Origin of the sequence: Citromicrobium sp. JLT1363 (assembly GCF_000186705.1) — a bacterium.
Lineage (GTDB): Bacteria > Pseudomonadota > Alphaproteobacteria > Sphingomonadales > Sphingomonadaceae > Alteriqipengyuania.
On record NZ_AEUE01000009.1, the window covers coordinates 1 to 18,614 of the forward strand.

General features: G+C 64.7%; 13 protein-coding genes, 2 tRNA genes and 1 pseudogene. 2 read left to right on the forward strand and 14 right to left on the reverse strand.

Features of this window, described 5'->3' with window-relative positions; genetic code table 11:
• Positions 1 to 104, reverse strand: a pseudogene (locus ADAD_RS16875) (glutathione S-transferase family protein); the annotation flags it as partial.
• Positions 105 to 200: 96 nt separating this feature from the next.
• Positions 201 to 277: transfer RNA gene (locus ADAD_RS0113995), tRNA-Asp, on the reverse strand.
• 197 nt (positions 278 to 474) lie between these two features.
• On the opposite strand from ADAD_RS0113995, the gene ADAD_RS0114000 reads away from it, so the two are divergent.
• Positions 475 to 915, forward strand: coding sequence for a hypothetical protein (locus tag ADAD_RS0114000; protein WP_237700836.1), 441 nt, complete (start codon positions 475 to 477; stop codon positions 913 to 915).
• On the opposite strand, the gene ADAD_RS0114005 is transcribed toward ADAD_RS0114000, so the two are convergent.
• The 4 genes from ADAD_RS0114005 to thyA form a co-directional block, all read right to left on the reverse strand.
• A complete protein-coding gene (locus ADAD_RS0114005) occupies positions 916 to 2,244 on the reverse strand; it encodes a dihydrolipoamide acetyltransferase family protein (RefSeq protein WP_010415050.1) in 1,329 nt (442 codons plus the stop codon).
• Between the two features lie 5 nt (positions 2,245 to 2,249).
• Complete coding sequence (locus tag ADAD_RS0114010; protein ID WP_010415053.1) at positions 2,250 to 3,320, reverse strand: alpha-ketoacid dehydrogenase subunit beta; 1,071 nt, start codon at positions 3,318 to 3,320, stop codon at positions 2,250 to 2,252.
• The gene (locus tag ADAD_RS0114015) at positions 3,320 to 4,621 is read right to left on the reverse strand and encodes a thiamine pyrophosphate-dependent enzyme (RefSeq protein ID WP_010415056.1); all 1,302 of its coding nucleotides are present in this window, start codon (positions 4,619 to 4,621) and stop codon (positions 3,320 to 3,322) included. The genes ADAD_RS0114010 and ADAD_RS0114015 overlap by 1 nt, the downstream gene beginning before the upstream one ends.
• A 103-nt stretch (positions 4,622 to 4,724) precedes the next feature.
• On the reverse strand, positions 4,725 to 5,657 hold the full coding sequence (thyA, locus tag ADAD_RS0114020) for a thymidylate synthase (RefSeq protein ID WP_033193416.1): 933 nt from the start codon (positions 5,655 to 5,657) through the stop codon (positions 4,725 to 4,727).
• Between the two features lie 129 nt (positions 5,658 to 5,786).
• Here thyA and ADAD_RS0114025 point away from each other — a divergent pair.
• Positions 5,787 to 5,863, forward strand: a tRNA-Pro gene (locus tag ADAD_RS0114025).
• 541 nt (positions 5,864 to 6,404) lie between these two features.
• On the opposite strand, the gene gabT is transcribed toward ADAD_RS0114025, so the two are convergent.
• The 8 genes from gabT to ADAD_RS0114065 form a co-directional block, all read right to left on the reverse strand.
• Positions 6,405 to 7,736, reverse strand: coding sequence for a 4-aminobutyrate--2-oxoglutarate transaminase (gene gabT / locus ADAD_RS0114030; RefSeq protein ID WP_010415060.1), 1,332 nt, complete (start codon positions 7,734 to 7,736; stop codon positions 6,405 to 6,407).
• The gene (locus ADAD_RS0114035) at positions 7,733 to 9,199 is read right to left on the reverse strand and encodes an NAD-dependent succinate-semialdehyde dehydrogenase (RefSeq protein ID WP_010415063.1); all 1,467 of its coding nucleotides are present in this window, start codon (positions 9,197 to 9,199) and stop codon (positions 7,733 to 7,735) included. The genes gabT and ADAD_RS0114035 overlap by 4 nt, the downstream gene beginning before the upstream one ends.
• A gap of 79 nt (positions 9,200 to 9,278) precedes the next feature.
• Complete coding sequence (locus ADAD_RS0114040) at positions 9,279 to 10,448, reverse strand: MFS transporter (protein ID WP_202796498.1); 1,170 nt, start codon at positions 10,446 to 10,448, stop codon at positions 9,279 to 9,281.
• A complete protein-coding gene (locus ADAD_RS16090) occupies positions 10,445 to 12,076 on the reverse strand; it encodes a serine hydrolase (RefSeq protein ID WP_158005196.1) in 1,632 nt (543 codons plus the stop codon). The genes ADAD_RS0114040 and ADAD_RS16090 overlap by 4 nt, the downstream gene beginning before the upstream one ends.
• A gap of 20 nt (positions 12,077 to 12,096) precedes the next feature.
• Positions 12,097 to 13,668, reverse strand: coding sequence for a tetratricopeptide repeat-containing sulfotransferase family protein (locus ADAD_RS16095; protein WP_010415070.1), 1,572 nt, complete (start codon positions 13,666 to 13,668; stop codon positions 12,097 to 12,099).
• A gap of 15 nt (positions 13,669 to 13,683) precedes the next feature.
• A complete protein-coding gene (locus tag ADAD_RS0114055) occupies positions 13,684 to 16,065 on the reverse strand; it encodes a TonB-dependent receptor (RefSeq protein ID WP_202796499.1) in 2,382 nt (793 codons plus the stop codon).
• Between the two features lie 13 nt (positions 16,066 to 16,078).
• Complete coding sequence (locus ADAD_RS0114060) at positions 16,079 to 16,990, reverse strand: carbon-nitrogen hydrolase family protein (protein WP_010415076.1); 912 nt, start codon at positions 16,988 to 16,990, stop codon at positions 16,079 to 16,081.
• 85 nt (positions 16,991 to 17,075) lie between these two features.
• The gene (locus ADAD_RS0114065; protein WP_237700837.1) at positions 17,076 to 18,596 is read right to left on the reverse strand and encodes an aminotransferase-like domain-containing protein; all 1,521 of its coding nucleotides are present in this window, start codon (positions 18,594 to 18,596) and stop codon (positions 17,076 to 17,078) included.
• Positions 18,597 to 18,614: the final 18 nt, after the last annotated feature.

The window sequence follows — 18,614 nt, forward strand, 5'->3', positions numbered from 1 at the left end:
GGATCGCGCTCGTAGATCTTCAGCTCGTATGGCGCGCCCAGCTCTTCCAGCAGCCAGAGGATGCGGAAGCTCTGCGAATATTCGAGATGGTGGAGCGTGATCATCGTTGCGGGTCCTTCTGCCGTGTGCGCCATGCGGTGCATGAGCGGACGTAGGGACGCAACGCCAATCGGCGGTCGGGCGACATTTCGGAAATGAAATGGCGCGAGTGACGGGACTCGAACCCGCGACCTCCGGCGTGACAGGCCGGCGCTCTAACCAACTGAGCTACACCCGCGCAAACACGAGGGAGAAGGTGTCTCCGCTGCGTGGGAGCGGCGCGCTTAAGCCACACCCGCGAAGGTGTCAATGGCCACCGACACCCCTTTTTCAAATCCTTTGTGCGCAACGTGGTTAGCGGCGTGTTTACGCTATTTTGAGCTTTCCCTGCGAGACCCGTCGGCAATCCGCGAAACCGGCAGGGGGGCCGTTTCCATGCGTATGAAAATGCAGATCGCAGCGATCGCCCTGGCCATGGCCAGCGCAGCCGGCGCGCAATCGCTGGTCGAGATCGACCGCGAGGTTTTTGTCGAGACTTCCGAAGAGCGTGACGGCGCCGTCCAACGCGTCCTCGCGCCCGCCGAAACGCTGGAGCGCGGTGATACAGTGGTGCTGATGCTGGCATGGCGCAGCCCGCAGGATCGGCCCTTCACCATTTCGAGCCGCGTGCCGCGCAGGCTCGCCTTCCGGGGCAGCGGTCGGGACACGCCGCAAGTCTCGGTGGATGGCGGGCGGACCTGGGGCCACCTGTCGCAGCTGCGGGTGAATGGCCGCGCCGCGACATCGGCGGATGTCACGAACATCCGCTGGGATGTCTCCAACCCGCGCGCCGCACGCGGGCGCGGCGTGTTCACCTACAGCGCGGTCGTCCGCTGATCAGTTCGCCAGAATAAGCGCGGGCGATTCGAGACGCTTCTTGAGCGCCTGGATGAAGCTCGCCGCATCCCAGCCATCGACCACGCGGTGATCGCAGCTGATCGAGATGTTCATCAGCTTGCGCTTCTCCACCCGCTCGACACCGTCCGCGCCGGTCACGAACATGGGCCGCTCGACGATCTTGTTAGGGCCGATGATGGCGACTTCGGGCCGGTTGATGACGGGCGTGGTGGCAATGCCGCCCAGAGGCCCGAGCGAGGTGACGGTCAGCGTGCCGCCCTGCATCTCGTCCGACTTCGCCTTGCCGGTCCGCGCGGCTTCGGCCAATCGACCGATCTCGCGCGCCAGCTGCCACAGGTTCTGCCCCTGCGCATTCTTGATGACGGGCACCATCAGCCCCGCGTCCGTCTGCGCGGCCATGCCCATGTTGACCGATCCGTGGCGCGTCACCACGCCTTCTTCGTCGTCATAGGTGGCATTGATCATCGGGAATTCGGGCAGGCACTGGCAGATCGCGGTGATCAGCAACGGCAGGATCGTCAGCTTGGGCTTTTCGCCCCGCCCCTCGTTCAGCTGCGCGCGCATCTCTTCCAGCGCGGTCACGTCGACCTCGTCCACGTAAGTAAAATGGGGGATGTTGCGCTTGGACGCCGCCATGTTCTGCGCGATCCGGCGGCGCATGCCGATAACCTTCACGGTCTCGTCTTCTCGGGGGCCGCTGGCAGGCGAATAACCGCCCGAATAGGCGAGGAACTGGTCCAGATCGCCATGGCGAATGCGACCATCCTCGGCCGGTTTTACCTGCGCCAGATCGATACCCAGATCCTTCGCGCGCTTGCGCACCGCCGGGCTGGCGAGGACCTTGGTATCGGCCTTCGGCGCGCTCTTTTCGACCGGCTGTTCCGGCGCAGGCTCGGGATCCGCCTCGTGCGCATCGTCGGCATCGCTGGCGTCCGGGTTCTCGACCTCGATCCGCTCTTCCACCTCGTCGTCCTTGGGCGCAGGGGCCGGTGCGGGGGCAGGCGCAGAATCGGCGTCCGCTTCCGCAGCCTTGGCGTTTTCTTCCGCCACGTCGTCGGGAATTTCGCCTTCGACCTCGATCGTGACGAGCATTGAACCGATGGCGATGGTGTCACCCACCTCGCCCGCGACTTCGATGACCTTGCCCGCGACGGGGCTTTCCATTTCGACCGTCGCCTTGTCGGTCATCATGTCGGCGATCTGCTGGTCTTCCTCGACCATGTCGCCAACCGAAACGTGCCAGGCCACGATTTCGGCCTCGGCAATGCCTTCGCCGATGTCGGGCAGGTTGAAGGTGAATTTCGCCATGGGGTTCAGTCCTTCAGGATCTTGTCGAGAGCCGCGCCGATGCGCACCGGGCCGGGGAAGAAGGCCCATTCGAGGCTGTGGGGATAGGGCGTGTCGAAGCCGGTCACACGCGCGATAGGCGCTTCGAGGTGGTAGAAGCAGCGTTCCTGCACCAGCGCGGAAAGCTCCGCACCGAAGCCGGAGGTGCGCGTCGCCTCATGGACGATCATGCATTTCCCCGTCTTCTTCACAGACTTTTCCACAGCCTCTATGTCGAGCGGGACGAGCGTGCGCAGGTCGAGAATATCGGCCTCGATGCCCTTCTCCTCCAGCACCGCCTTGGCGACGTGAACCATGGTGCCGTAGGTCAGCACGGTCAGCTGGTCGCCCTCGGTCACGAGCCGCGCCTTGCCGAGCGGGATCGAATAATGCCCCTCCGGCACCACGCTGTCCGGGTGCGACTTCCAGTTCTGCACCGGACGGTCGAAGAAGCCGTCGAACGGGCCGTTATAGATGCGCTTGGGCTCGAAGAAGATGACCGGGTCATTGTCTTCGATACAGGAGATCAGCAGGCCCTTCGCGTCGTAGGGCGTGGCCGGGATCACGGTCTTGATGCCCGAGGCGTGCGTGAACAGCGATTCGGGGCTCTGGCTGTGCGTCTGCCCGCCGAAGATGCCGCCGCCGAAGGGCGTGCGCACGGTCATCGGCACATTGTATTCGCCCGCACTGCGATAACGGATGCGCGCCGCCTCGCTGATGATCTGGTCGTAGCCGGGGTAGATATAGTCCGCGAACTGGATTTCGGGCACCGGACGCAGGCCATAGGCGCCCATGCCGATGGCGGCTGCGATGATCCCGCATTCCGAAATCGGCGTATCGAACGCGCGGGACTTGCCGTATTTTTCCTGCAGGCCTGCAGTACAGCGGAACACCCCGCCGAAATAGCCGACGTCTTCGCCGAAGACGACCACGTTCTCGTCGCGGCCCATCGCCACGTCGAGCGCGTCGTTGATCGCCTCGATCATGTTGAGGCGGCGATCGTCGCCAGTGGCGTCGCGGCCCTGCTTGGGTTTGGGCTTGTCTTTCGTCTCGCTCATCAGTGCGGCACCCCGTCCGGATACTTCTTGTCGCGTTCGGCCTGCGACTGCTCGTTCTGCTCGCGCAGATGCCAGGGCTCTTCCTCGAACACGTCTTCGAACATCGTATGGAAGGGCTGGTGCATGCCATGGCCCAGGATGCCGTTCTTCTCGGCCTCCTTGGTGTCTTTCTTGACCTTTTCGGCCGCCTTCAGGTCCATCTCCGCCTGGCGCTCCTCGTCCCATTCGCCCAGCTCGATGAGATGGTTCTTCAGCCGCACCACGGGATCGCCCAGCGGCCATGCCTCACGCTCCTGCGCGCTGCGATAGCCGGAGGGATCGTCCGAAGTGGAATGGCCTTCCGCGCGATAGGTGAAGAACTCGATCAGCGTCGGCCCGGCATTGGTCCGCGCACGGTCCGCCGCCCACTTCTCCGCCGCGTAGCACGCCAGCGGATCGTTTCCGTCGACCCGCAGCCCGGCGAGGCCGTAGCCGATCGCGCGGCTGGCGAAGGTCGCCTGCTCGCCGCCCGCAAAGCCGGAGAAGCTGGAGATCGCCCACTGGTTGTTGATGACGTTGAGGATCACCGGCGCCTGGTAGACGCTGGCGAAGGTGCACGCGGCGTGGAAGTCGCCTTCCGCCGTGCTGCCCTCACCCACCCAGGTCGCGGCGATCCGGGTATCGTTCTTGATCGCGCTCGCCATGGCCCAGCCCACCGCCTGCGGGGTCTGCGTGGCGAGGTTGCCGGAGATGCTGAAGAAGCTGTGCTCGCGGCTGGAATACATGATCGGCAGCTGGCGACCCTTCAGCTTGTCGCCGCTGTTCGAATAGATCTGGTTGATCATCTCGATCAGCGGATAGCCGCGCACGATCAGCACGCCCTGCTGGCGATAGCTGGGGAACACCATGTCGTCGGGCTGGAGCGCCATCGCGGTGGAGATGCTGGTCGCCTCTTCCCCGGTGCACTTCATGTAGAAGCTGGTCTTGCCCTGCCGCTGACCGCGGAACATGCGTTCGTCGAAAGCGCGGACCAGCGCAAAGTGGTGCAGCATTTCGCGCAAGGTATCGGGGTCGAGCTTGGGGTCCCACGGCCCGTGCGCCCGGTTATCGTCACCCAGAACGCGGATCAGGTCCGTGCACAGACCATGCGTTTCCTCAGGGTCGCATGCCTCGTCGGGCCGCGACTGGGCGCCTGCCTCGGGTATCTCGATCGCGGAAAAATCCACATCGTCTGCATCCGGCCGATAGCTCGGCTCGGGCACATGCAGGGTGAGGTGCGGCTGGTTCTTGCCGTCTGCGTTTCGCTTGGGCCGGTCGGCCATGCGTCTCTCTCCCGGCGTCTTCCCAACGAAGACGCATTGTTTCTCTCACGCGACCGGATATTGCGTGCGCCTGTAATGGTCAAGCGCTGGCCATTCCGCGTCGTCAGACCGCGACGGGGGCCTTGATGGCGGCGTGCGGACTGTAGCCGCTTACCGCGAAATCTTCGATCGTGTAACCGAAGATGCTCGGTGCGCGCCTGCTAATCTCAAGCGTCGGGCGCCCTCGCGGTTCCCGTTCCAGCTGTTCGCGAATCAGCGCCTCGTGGTTGAGATAGAGGTGCGTGTCGCCCCCCATCCACACCAGTTCGCCCGGTTCCAGGTCGGTCTGCTGCGCGATCATCCGGGTGAGCAGCGCGGCGCCGAACAGGTTGAACGGCAGGCCCAGCGCCACGTCGCAGCTGCGCTGGTAGAGCAGGCAGTTGAGCCGCGTGCCATCCGCGCCAACATGGAACTGGTAGGTCTTGTGACACGGCGGCAGCGCCATCCGGTCCAGCTCCGCGACGTTCCAGCCTTCGATGATGTGGCGGCGGCTGCCGGGGGTGGTGCGCAAGCTCTCGATCACCTGAGAAACCTGATCGATCCCATCGCCCTTCTCGTAAAGGCCATCGGGGCGATAGCGGTAGGTCGGCCAGTCGACCCACTGCTTGCCATAGACCGGGCCGAGATCGCCCCAGCGCGCGGCAAAAGATTCATCGTCCGCGATCCGCTGCACGAATTCGTCGAGCGCAATGTCGTCGCCCGTTTCCCTGACGTAGCGCGCGTGCGGCCACTCGTTCCAGATCTTCACGCCCTGCAGCACCAGCGGGCGGATGTTGGTCTCCCCCGTGAGGAACCACAGCATCTCGCGCGCGGCGGCCTTCCAGAAAACGCGCTTGGTGGTGAGCAGCGGGATCGCGTTATCGGCAAGGCTGAAACGCAGCTGCGCACCGAAGATCGACCGGGTGCCCACGCCCGTACGATCGACGCGTTCGTCGCCCTCGCGCCAGATGCGCGCCATCAGGTCGAGGTATTGTTGCTCGTAATGCGATTCGGACACGTTGTGCGCTCGTTTGGCCAGGGCCGGACCAATAGGACAATTCTTCCACGAATGTCCGCTTGCGTGTGCGGTGATCCACACCTATAGGGCCGCCTCTGCCTCGCGGGGTCCGCCCCGCAAGCATCCGGTCGGGGAGTAGCTCAGCCTGGTAGAGCACTGTCTTCGGGAGGCAGGGGCCGGAGGTTCGAATCCTCTCTCCCCGACCAATTTCTTTTTTGTTCAAATTTAAAATTTTGCGCAACCGCAGGCCACCCCATGGGGCAGGCCTGTGGGATGAATCAGTTTGCGACAGTGCTGTTGCAGAATGGGTGCTGAGTCATCGAGTTTTCGACCTCGGCACAGCCTTCATCCCGCTTCGCCTCGACGTGCCCCACCTGCATCCCATTCTTATGCAGGTAACCGTTAAAAGTTGTACATTTAGGGGCGCTGGGCGCTCCTCGGCCCTTGCAGCGGCTTCTCCTCGCCGCGCAATTGATGCAGCATGGTGGCCCTTCCCCGCCCGCTTGAGCATGGCAGCCCCATTGGGGTTTCCGAGGCGCACACCGCGCTCTCAAGCGGATCTCAGCGCCTCCGTCGTGCTCGTATAAGCCTAGGAATATCCCGCCGACATCCGATGGCGCTTTCCGAGCGCGAATTATGGCTGGGGCGTTCGGTCCCGGCTACACGAGGCCACGTGGATTTGCGTTCGGAGAGCCCGGACGGACTCCCCGACTCAATGCAGCTTGTGAAGGCCCGGCACCTTGACCGTCAGCCGGCCGCAACTGCCGTTTCGAATGCTTCACCAAAGATACGGAGCCCTTCGACCATCTCTTCATCCGAGATAGTGAGCGCGGGCAGGAACCGGATCACGTTGCCGTACATCCCGCAGGCCAGAATGATGAGGCCGCGCTTATGGCATTCAGCCATGACGGACTTGAGCAGCGCCGCATTGGGCTTTTCCATCGATCCGTCCTGCACCAGTTCCAGCGCGATCATCGCCCCGCGATCCGCGCGCACTTCGCCGATCAGATCGGGATGCGCATCTTGCAAGTCCTTCAATGCCGAACCGAAGCGTGCGCCTATCGCGAGCGCCCGTTCGACCAGCCCTTCCTCTTGCAGGACATCGAGCACGGCGAGCGCCGCCGCGCAGCCGATCGGCGAGCCTGCATAGGTGCCGCCGAGCCCGCCCGGATCGACCGCATCCATGATCGCCGCCTTGCCGACGACGCCTGCAATCGGGAAGCCGCCCGCCATGCCCTTGGCCATGGTCATCAGGTCGGGTTCGATGCCCGCATATTCGCTCGCGAACATCTTGCCGGTGCGCCCGAAACCGGTCTGCACCTCGTCTGCGATGAGGACGATGCCGTGTTCGTCGCAGATCTCGCGCAGACGGCGGATCCATGCCGTCGGGGCCGGATAGAACCCGCCTTCGCCCTGAACCGGCTCGAGGATCATCGCCGCGCAGTCGGACGGGTCGAGATCGGTACGGAAGAGCGTGTCGAGCGCCTTGAGGGAAGCCTCTTCGGTCACGCCGTGGCCCGCAATGGGGTACGGCGCGCGATAGATTTCGCCGGGAAACGGCCCGAAGCGCGTCTTGTACGGGGCCACCTTGCCCGTCAGCCCCAGCGTCATCATCGTGCGCCCGTGGTAGCCGCCATCGAAGGCGACGATCCCGCGCCTGCCGGTGTGCGAGCGGGCAATCTTGATTGCATTCTCGACCGCCTCGGCGCCGGTGGTGACGAACATCGTCTTCTTCGGCGTATCGCCCGGGGCCAGCGCATTGAGACGCTCGGCCAGTTCGACCGCGCTCGCATAGGGCGTGATCATGATGCAGCTATGGCTGAGGTGATCGAGCTGCTTCGCAACCGCGCTCTTCACCTTGGGATGGAGGTGGCCGGTGTTGACCACCGCAATGCCGGTGCCGAAATCGAGATAGCGTCGGCCCTCGACATCCCACAGCTGAGAGCCTTCCGCACGATCGATGAAGATCGGCGCCAGGTTGCCTTCGCCGCGCGCCATGGCCGCGTCCTTGCGCTCCTGCCACTGCGCGTTGCCGACGACCTCTGCCTTTACCGCGTCCTGTGCGAGTGTAGCGCTCATGCCGAAAGCCCTCCCATGCGAATATACTTCATTTCGAGATAATCCTCGATCCCGTGGCGCGAGCCTTCGCGGCCCATGCCCGATTGCTTGATCCCGCCGAACGGCGCGGCGACTGATGAGATGATGCCTTCGTTCAGACCCACCATTCCGTATTCGAGCGCGTCGCTCATCCGCCACGCGCGGCCGAGATCGCGGGTGTAGCAATAGGCGGCGAGCCCGTAGGGCGTGTCATTGGCCGCCGCGACAACCTCTTCCTCGGTATCGAAGGCGATGATCGGTGCTACGGGCCCGAAAATCTCCTCCCGCACGATGCTCGCATCGCGGGCAACGTCGGCGACCACGGTTGGCTCGAAGAACAGGCCTTCCGTGCTCGCCCCGCCGGTCGCGATGCGCGCCCCGCCCTCGACGGCTTCTGCGAGCAGGCGCGACACCTTGTCCAACGCGGCCTGATTGATGAGTGGCCCGACTTCGGTTCCATCCTGCGCCCCGTCGCCCACCTTGAGCGCGCGGACCCGTTCGACCAGCTTCGCGCAAAAGGCGTCGTGGATCTCGCGCTGAACGTAGAAACGATTGGCGCACACGCAGGTCTGGCCCGCGTTGCGGTATTTCGAGGCCATCGCCCCGTCCACCGCTGCATCCAGATCGGCATCGGCGAACACGATGAAGGGCGCATTGCCGCCCAGTTCCATCGAGGTCCGCTTCACCGTGCCCGCACATTGCGCCAGCAGTTTGCGGCCCACTCCGGTCGATCCGGTGAAGGAGAGTTTGCGGACCACCTCGCTCTCGGTCAGCGCGCGGCCCACGTCCGCCGCGTCGCTGGTGGGGACCACATTGAACACCCCTGCGGGCACGCCTGCCTCGATCGCCAGCTGCGCGGCGGCGAGCGCGGATAGCGGTGTATCTTCTGCCGGTTTCGCAACCATCGTGCACCCCGCCGCCAGCGCAGGCGCAACCTTGCGCATCAGCATGGCACTGGGGAAATTCCACGGCGTGATCGCCGCGCATACGCCCACAGGCTCGCGCGTCACGAAGGCCTTTGCGCCGCCGACGGGCGCGGGAATGATCTCGCCATAGACCCGCTCTGCCTCCTCGGCGAACCACTTGATGTAGCCCGCGCCGTAGCGCACTTCGCCCAACGCTTCGCCCAGCGGTTTGCCCATCTCCGCAGTGATGAGACGTGCCAGCGTGTCTTCCTCGGCGATCATCAGGTCGTACCAGCGGCGCAGGATCGTACCCCGCTCTGCTGCGGTGCGGGCACGCCATTCGGGCAGGGCGCGCTGCGCCGCGTCGATCGCTGAGAGTGCATCATCACAGGAGCAATCGGCCACCGTCGCGATGACGCCTCCATTGGCGGGGTTGCGCACCGTGAAGGTCTTTTCGCCCGCCGCAGCGCGCGGCTCGCCATCGACGAGAGCCTGCCAGATCTGCTGGTCGGCGTTGGAAAATCGCGGCATATGGTTCATTCTTCGCTCCCTCTCCGCTCGACATCCCACTCGGAAGACGCTGGCGATAGGTCCAGAATTTCTTGAAATCTGGAGCCAGTTATCCGCTCTTGCTCCGGTCGAGCGACCGGGCCGGAAACAGCATGACGACTGCGCTGAGAACGAAGGTGGCGATGGCGACGTTGATGAGCAGCCCGTAGTCTCCTCCACTGCCGAGCAGCTGCCCGGCAACGAGGGGGCCGGAAGCAAGCCCGATCTTCGAGACGAAGCCCGCCGCCGCCGCCGTCCGTCCGGCCCCGTCGAACTGCGATGCCATGCCCAGCAGGTAGGCCATCACCATGCCCCAGGTTATGCCCGTGCCGCAGTTGGCGATCAGGTATGCCGCAGGATGCGCGCTCCAGTGGAAGATGGCGGTGCCCGCGAGCGTCAGCAGCATGACCAGCGCCAGCGGCAGGAAACGCCCGAACTTCGTCCCGATCACGATCACGCAGAGCGGCCCCAGCAGGGCGACCCAGGTCGCCAGCCCCAGCGCATAGCTCGTGTAGGTCCGGTCCAGATCATAGGCGAGGCCGAGCCGGAAGATATAGGCGAGCAGCCCCATGTTCCCGGCCTGGAACAGGAAGATCGCCAGCAGGGTCAGGACAAGCGGCCCCCACTCGATCTTGCCGGTGCCCAGCGTGGTGGCCGGCTTGGGCGGGAAAGCGGGCAGGAACACCAACATCACGAGGCTGGCGAAGCTGAACAGCGCGAGCGCAATGAACAGCGCCTGCGTGCCATAGATCGGCACCAGCTGCGGCAAGGTCATCACGCCGAGCCCGCCGAGGCCGAACTGGACGAACAGCAGGATGCCGAAGGTGCGGTCGGCCTGCGCGGTGCGGGCGATCACGCCGAAGGCGGTCCCCACCAGCATGCCGCCCACCAGGCCATGCAAGGCGCGTACGGCGAGCAACACCTCGGGACTTTCGATCGGCATGGAGACCAGATCGAGCGCGATCAGCAGTACCAGCAGGGTATAGGCCGCAGGTCGCCACGGGACGACCTTGATGAGCACCACCGCGATCAGCGCACCCACCGATGCGCCGTAGATATTGGCAGAGCCGATCAGGCCCGCCTCGCTCTCCGACAGGCCGAGGCCGGTAATCAGTCCATCGACGATGGCCGCCATGATGTTGACGTAGAACAGCCCCGCCGTCGCCAGGAAGCTGAGCATGATGCCCGCGAGCATGCCCGCCGGATCGACCTTCATTCTGGTCAGTGTTGCGGCGCTCATTCGGTTTCCCCACACAGCGGATGATATTCGTGAATGGCCTTGGCCGACGCACCCCAGCGGTAAGTTCCGCCATCGCTGACATGCCAGTAGAGCCTCTCGCCCGGCAGCAGCGCGGCGGTGAGCCCGCCGAAGCCTGACATCAGCGGTATCCACCGGTCGGCATCGCATCCGAGATAGGGGCCGGCATTCCACGCCCAGAACCCGTTGCGATAGCGCTGGTCGTCGCTCGCCGCGCGCAGGCCATGGGGCGCATCGCCCTGTTGCAGAGCCTCGGCCAGCATGTCGGGATCGAGCAACGCCTCGCCGTCGATCGTGCCGCCGCGCTGGAGGAAGGCGGCGATGCGGGCGAGATCGGCGCGGGTCAGGTACAAGCCCCAGCCAGAGAACGGGATCGCGCTTTCGTCATAGGTCCGTCGCGGGGCGTCCATCAGCGCGGAGAGGCCGAGCTTTTGCCAGATCGGCGCGAGCAGATCGGTGTGCAGGTCGGCGCTCGCCTCCTGCCGCTCGGTGCGCAGGATGGCGGTCATCGCGGTGCCTGCAATGTAGGTGTCGCCGGTGCGGTAGACGAAGCGCTTGCCCGGATCGGTGCGGCGGCCGAAGGCCTTGCAGGCGATCAGGATCTTGCCCGGATGATCCTCGACCAGGAAGAACTTCTGCATTGTCGCAGAGCCCTCGTCGACCTCGTACTCGCGGCTGTTGTAGTGGCCCGACGCCATGTTGAGGACGTGCGACACGGTCACGTCTCCCCAGCCGTCCTCATCGCAGCCACCCACGTAAGGGGCGATTCTGCGCTGCATCGCGCCGGGATAGAGATGTTCGAGCCGCATTGCGGCAACACCGGCGAAGATCGACTTGGCCCAGCTGTAGGATGGCAGCACCAGCTCGGCGCAGAAGGGATAGGGGCCTGCCCGGGTCGGGCAGTCGGATACATAGTGCGTGCCTTCCAGCACGGTGCCGTAGGCGGTCAGCGCCCCTGCCGGAACCTGATCCTCCGCTGCCAGGCGATCGGCAAAGGGCAGCGTGCTGACCGGCTTTTCGGGCAGGCGGGCAGCACGTTCGCGCTTGTCCGCAGCAATGACGGCCGGCGCGTTGGGAACCGGGCGGGCGGTGAAACGCACGGGCAGGCCGGCGCGCATGTCGAATTGCAGATAGGCGCAGGTTTCGCTGGCGATCTGGAAGTCTGCGGGCTGTCCGGGGTCGGACAGGTTGATCTTGAGCAGCCCGTTGTGAACGCAGTTCGCGTTCCGCTCCGCCAGCGCAACCGGCAGCGAAAGCCAGGTGACGCCGTCTTCATCGCTCCACGCTTCACCGGGCTGGACGATCCATTCCCAGTGGGGATGCGTGCCGCGGATCGGGCCGCGCTGCACCGGCAGGATGCGGCTGCCATCCTGCACCAGATCGACCCGCAGCGCCGGAATCGTCTCCAGCTCCTGCGCCTTGCGATCGATCCTGAAGCTGTTGGCATGCAGGTCGAACAGGGCTGCCCCGCCTTCCCCGATCTCCAGAGAGCCTTCGATTTTCTCGGCCGGTTCGCTCGGCACCTCGGGAGGAGCGAAATGGGAGGTCGGCAGCAATGCCTCGCCAGACGCCATTGCGGCTCCGGGGAGCGAAAAGATCAACCCGCTCAAGATGATTTTGACCTTCGAAATCATTGGATCACCCCTGCCCGCGACAGCTTGTCGAACAGTCCCTTGAAATGCGCTTCATGGCGCCGCCAGGCACCGACCGACCGGTTGTGAATGGGCTGGCGCACCTGCGCCGCGCTGGCCGTTGCGCTGGGGGAACGGGCCTCGTGGAAGGCGAGCACACGCTCGTCCCATTCGAGCCCCGCAGCCTCGACCAGCCGCCTGCTCTCCCCCTCCTGATCCTGCACGAGATCTTCGTAGCGGACATGGTGGATGCGATCGCCCAGCAGTTCGTGCCAATGGGCCATCAACCGGTGCTTCGCGATCAGATATTCGCCGATATCGTCAAGCGAGTAGGCGAAGGGATATCCCATGCGAAACAGCGTCTTGTAGACGGCAAAGGCAATATCCATCGGATCGCGCTCGACACTGACGATGGTCGCCTTGGGCAGGGCACGGGCGATAAGGCCGAGGTAAAGGAAGTTCAGCGGAGTCTTGTCGACGGTGCGCGGGGCGTCGGGCACGCGCCAGTGCATCCGCTGCGCATAATTGGCGCCGATCGCCTGCGCGGGGCCGCCATGCGATTTCTCGATCAGCTCCTGCTTCGAGCCGACGGGACCGGTCTGCTCCATGATCGCAAGCGCTAGGTCGTTGACCTCACCGACGCTGGCAACGTCGGGGTGGCTGGCGAAGATGCGGTCGACCAGCGTCGTGCCCGAGCGCGGCATGCCGACCACGAAGATCGGCGCAGCATCCTTATGGCCCGCCCCACCCTCGCCGCTCCCGGCCGAGCACGCGGCAATCTGGCGCATCGTTTCGGCGTCAGCCTGCACGCGGTACTGCATGGCTTGCCTGCGCAGGGTGTTCCCGCGCTCCAAGGCCTGCCAGCTCTCCGGATGGCGGCCCAGATCCTCCAGCTCCTTGGCGCAGGCGAAATGCGCCGCGAACGCATCGCGGCGGCCCTGCATGCGTGGCAAAACGCGCCCGAGATCGCCCAGATTGTTCTGCTCGGGCGTTTGTGTCCGCAGGGTGGAGAGATTGTAGCGCGCGTCGCCGTCGAGCGGCTCCGCCTTCAGCACTGCCCGGAGGTTTTCCTCGGCCTGCCGGAAGTCACCCAGGGCAACCTGCGCGGCGGCGAGATTGAAGCGGTATCGCGGATGGGCGGGCCGAGCCTCGCAGGCGCGCAGCAGGAGGCTGGCCGCGAGCTCGTAGTCGGCGATCTGCGTGGCCGTCTGCGCGAGTGCGTCGAGCCGCTCGGCTGCGGTGTCTGTGCCCTCGGACAATTCGACGACGCGTTGCCGGGCGGTCGGGATGTCTCCCAGCAGCACCAGCGCTTCGAGTTCGAGAGCCTGCGCACGGGCGTCCTCCGGCGAGGCCTTGCGCGCCATCACGGCGCTGCGCACCATCGCCGCGAAGTTGCTCTGTCGCTGGTAGGCGCGGGCCAGCACGGTCCACGCGGTCGTATCACCCTGCGCCTCGCCCAAGGCCGCTTCCAGTATCGCGGAAGCTTTTGCCGGAGCCCCCTGCTCGAGCAGGGTCACGGCTTCGCGCGTTGCCGCGGCCAGCCGATCATCCTGCTCGAGCGAGGTCTCCATGCGTTCAGCCGACCGCTAGAACGACACGGTTGCAGTCAGGCCCACGGTGCGTGGAAGCGAGATGAACTCCTTGCTCCCGTTGCCGAAGTACCCGAGTGTCGGTGCGGTGCCCATGTAGGCCTCCGTAAAGACGCCGCTCACACCTTCCTCGTTGAAGATGTTCTTGACCCAGGCGGCGATGGTGAGCGGCCCGTTGGATACGCTCGCCGTGGCATTGAACAGCGCGAAGCCTTCAAGCGGCACGTTGAACGTCTGGCTGGTGCCGATCGCATTGCGCGTTTCGGACTGGTAGTTGCCATCGGTGCGCAGGAACAGCGACCAGTTGTCGCTGATCGGCGTATCGTAGCTGAAGGCCCAGTTGATCATGTGCTCGGGCGTGCCCGGCAGACGGTCGCCATCCTGGCCCAGCACCGCCCCATTGGGTGCCAGCACGTCGCCGGTCAGCTCGGCATTCACGTAGGCATAGCCCAGCTGGTAGCGCAGACTGTCCGAAAGATAGCCATCGACCGCCAGCTCCAGCCCGTAGGTACGCGCGGATTCCCCGTTGCGCACCGCGAAGAAGCCCCAGTTGGTGGTCGCCGTGTTGAGCTGCGGATCGCTCCAGTCGACATAGAACACGCTTGCGTCGTAGGTCACATCGCCCGCGCGGCCCTTAACCCCCGCTTCGTAGTTCACCACGCTGTCTGCGGTATAGATCTGCCACGCGGGATCTTCGGCAAAGGTGCCCGTCAGCGGGACCGCGTTCGAGCCGCCCCGGCGATAGCCTTCCGATACGGTCACATAGGCCAGCTGGTCGGGAGCGAACTTCCACGAGAGGTTGCCCTTGAACAGCACATCGTCCTCGCCGACTTCGAAATTCGCGGTCGTCGGGTTGGCGACCGATGCATAGAGCGGAAGATCGATGAAGGTGTCGTTGTTCGACTGGTTGTCGAAATAGCGCGCACCCACGGTCAGGTCGAACGTCTCGGTCGCGTGCCAGGTCACTTCGCCGAAGACCGAGACTTCCTCGAAATCCTCGTCGCGGCGGTAGGCGAAATCCTGATCGCCCGTCACGGCGGCAGCCGCGCCGGGGAATGCCGCATCCCACCAGCGCTTGAATCCGCGCAGATAGCTGCTCTGCGTGGAGAGGATGCTCTGGTCGCGGTAGAAGCCACCGATCACGTAATCGATCGTTTCGTTCCCGTTGGAAACGAGGCGGAGCTCCTGGACGAATGCCGAATCCTCGTAGGTTCGCACGGCCGACGCGGCAGGACGCGGGTAGTTGTAGTAGAAGCCGAGGAAGCCGGCCTGCGCATAGAACCCGGTGTTCTCGCTCGTGCTGCTGCCCTGCGTATCGTAATACGACGTCGAAGAGGTCAGCGTGGCGAAGCCCATGTCGATATTGGCTTCAAGCGCGATGAGATCGACTTCGCGATCGGAGGGTTCGAGCTGGATCGAACCGATCTCGTTGTCGTCGTACGCGTTGCCGAAACCGTCCACACCAACGGTCTGCGCGCGGCGGCCGCCGATATCGTCTTTCTGGTGCGCGTAGAGCAGTTTCGCGTCGAAGGTCGCGCTCGGTTCGAACAGCATGGTCGCGCGGACCATCCATTGTTCTGCGGTATCCGCATCCTCGACCTCGCGGTAGGAAGCTGCCGGGTCGAGCACGCCGTTGGGTGCTGCCGGAAGGCCCTGAGCATCGAGTTCGTACACGTTCACGTAATCGGTGATGCCGGGATAATCGGCGTAGGAGCCGACCACCCGGACAGCCAGCGTATCGCCCAGCGGCACGTTGAGCACCCCGTCGACCGAATAGCCGATACTATCCGACGCATCGACATGCGAAAGCGATGCGCTGGCATAGCCGCCGAATTCGCCGAGTACCGGATCGCGGGTGATGAAGCGCACCGTACCGCCCAGCGAACCGGAGCCGTACAGGGTGCCCTGCGGCCCGCGCAGCACCTCGACCCGTTCGATATCGCGCAGCATGAAGTTGGCGAATACCGGGGTCTCGTTGACGTAGGTGGAAACGGTCGCAACCGAAGAGGTTGCGTAGTCGCCCAGCGCATTGCTGTCGACGTTGAGGCCGCGAATGCGGATCTGGTTCACCGTGCCCGCATTCCGGAAGCCGCGATCGACCACGGCCACGCCCGGGATCGAGCGCAGCAGCTCGTTGGTGTCGAACGTCTGCGCCGCCTCGATATCGTCTCCGCTGACCGAGGTGATGTTGTAGGGCACGTCGATCACGCGTTCCTGCCGGCGGGTCGCCGTAACCGTGATGATGGGCCGCTCGTTATCTTCCTGAGCGGTTTCGTCCGCCTCGGTTGCGTCCTGCGCGTGCAGCGGAGCGACCAGCGCGGTCGATGCGAGCAGCAGGCCGCCGAAGGTCATCATGCGCGTCTTTGTTCTGTGAATCATGGTCGAGACCCCTTTATTGTTCTTGGTGGACTTTGAAGATTTTCGCTTCGGTTTCGGGCGCCCCCTCGGCACCCGCGTCACTTTGCGGAACGGCCAGCGGACCCAGATCCGACATCGCCTTCGCGCGTGCTTCGGCATTCTCGTGCAGGGGGTAGCGCAGCGGCGTGTCGCGGAAGCTCTTCATGACCTGGCCCAAGCCCTGCCAGCCTTCCTCGCGCGCATCGCGCACCTGCTTCAGATCGAGCCGAAGGGCCACGACGTCGCGCCCCTCGCCACTCTCGTAGATCGGCTCTCCGCCCGGCCCGAAATAGGCCGAACGCCCGTTGCCGAGCGCGCCTGCGCAATTCACATCGATGAAAAAGCACTGGTTGGTGGCGGCGTTGGCGCGGGCAATCGCCAGTTCCACGTCGCGGTCGACCGTGTTGGTCATCGTGGGAAGGACGATGACCTCCGCGCCCATCGCGGCGAGCGTGCGCATCGCTTCCGGGAACCACATGTCGTAACAGATCGCGAGACCCACGCGGCCGATGCCGGGAATTTCGAACACGCAGTAATCCTGCCCGCAGGCAACGTCCTTCTCGTAGGGAAGGAAGGGGAAGAACTTGTCGTGCCGGGCGATGATCTCGCCCTGCGGGTCGAACACCGGGGAGACGTTGAAGATGCGTCCTTCGCGTTCCTGGTAGAACGAGCCCGGGATCAGATAGGCGCCGGTTTCGCGCGCCAGCGCCGCCATGCGCCGCTCGAACGCTCCGCCTTCGGGCTCGGCATGCTTGGGAGACGCGCCATAGGCAGCCAGTTCGCCGAACACGACCAGATCGACCCACGGGAACCGGCGCGTCACCGCGCGCGTCTCGCGTTCGATCAGATCGACATTGTCGGTCGCTTCGGCGTCGACCTGGATTGCAGCAATACCTAGCTTCGCCATCAATTCCCCCTCTGAGGAGAGAGGTTCTCGCAGTTGCGGCAAAGTTATTAGAGCCAGTTCGGTCGGTTTTTTGGGGCCAGATCGCTCAGTCCCGGGAGGGGGCAATCAGCGCCTCGTCGATCCTGCGCCCGTCATCGTCGAGCCAGAGAATGCGGTTGCCTTCGCGCGCGACGAGGAAACGCCCCGTCTCGCCATAGGCCCATTCGTTCCACTGGCGGCACCAGTGGTCCCCTTCGATCCACCAGCGGCCCTCGTCGCGATCTTCCTGCGCATAGCCCGCCCGGCCACGCATGCTGCCATCGGCGAAGAGTTCTATGATGCACGGTTCGCCGTAGACGGTCTGATAGTTGAGCCGCTGGTCGGAGAAGAGCCGTTGCAATTGGGCCCCGGGGAGCGAGGCGAAACTATCCTCTGCGGGGCGCTGTGGCGATCCTGCATCTGCAGGCGCGTTCATCAGTTTGAGCATCTCGCGCGACAAAGCTTCGATTCCGGGCCGGATCCGGCTTTCGTCAAGGCTGGTGACGCCGAGCCTGAACATGTTCGAGCGCCCCTGCCCGTCCGCGAAATAGGGGGTCGCCGGTTCGATCAGCACGCCGGAATTCTGCGCCGCGACCCGGAGTTTCTCCGCATCGAGATTCTCGGGGCCGCGCACCCAGTAGGACGTGCCGCCGGTGACGGGCGGAATCGCAATCGACAGCGGACGGTAATGGTTGAGCGCATCGCGCAGCGCGATCAGACGCCGCTCGTAAATCCCGAAATGGTTGCGCAGCATGGCGTCGTAATGGCCCAGCGACAGGAAGATGCCCGCCGTGCGCTGCGTGATCGGCGAGGGTTTGCGCGTGGTCAGGTTGCGCAGCCTGCGTGCGGCGCGGATGAAATCGGCCGGTCCGACAAGAAACCCCAGCCGCAACCCGGGCGACAGCACCTTGGACAGCGACGCGACATAGACCACGCGCTCGTCGCGATCACCACTTTTGAGCGAGGGTGGCGCATCGGCGAGGAAGCCGAGTTCGCATTCGAAATCATCTTCGACGATCAGCGTGTCGTGCCGGTGCGCCTCGGCCAGCAGCGCGGCACGCTCGCTGTCGGGCATCGTCACCCCGGTGGGTCGCTGGCGGCTGGGAGAGACGTAGAACAGGTCGATTCCCTCAAGCCCGCTCGCAATCTCGACCCCGGTATCGCCGACCGGGAAGTACCTGACCGTCGCTCCACGCTCGTGGACCAGCGAGCGGATATCGGGTTCGCCCGGGTCTTCCAGACCGACCGTGCTTTGCGCGCCGCACAGCAGTTCGAAAATCAGATGAAGCGCCTGCTGCTCGCCCACGGTGACGAGGATTTCGTCGGCGGCCGCCGCAATCCCCCGCCGGGTGAGGATCTTCTGCCGGAACTGCTCGACCAGCAATTCATCGTCGGCCTCGCCGGTATCGGTCGACCAGCTTTCTACCTCGTTGACAGCCAGCGCCATCCGGCTCGCCTCGCGCCATTCGGCGATCGGGAAAAGAGTGCGATCGTAGAGCCCTTCGATGAAAGGATAGGGAAGCTGACGCCAGTCCGCCGGGTAGCGCAATCCTTCGTTGGGGACCACGCGATCGGGGGCCTTGCGCATTATGGCCGATTGCACACG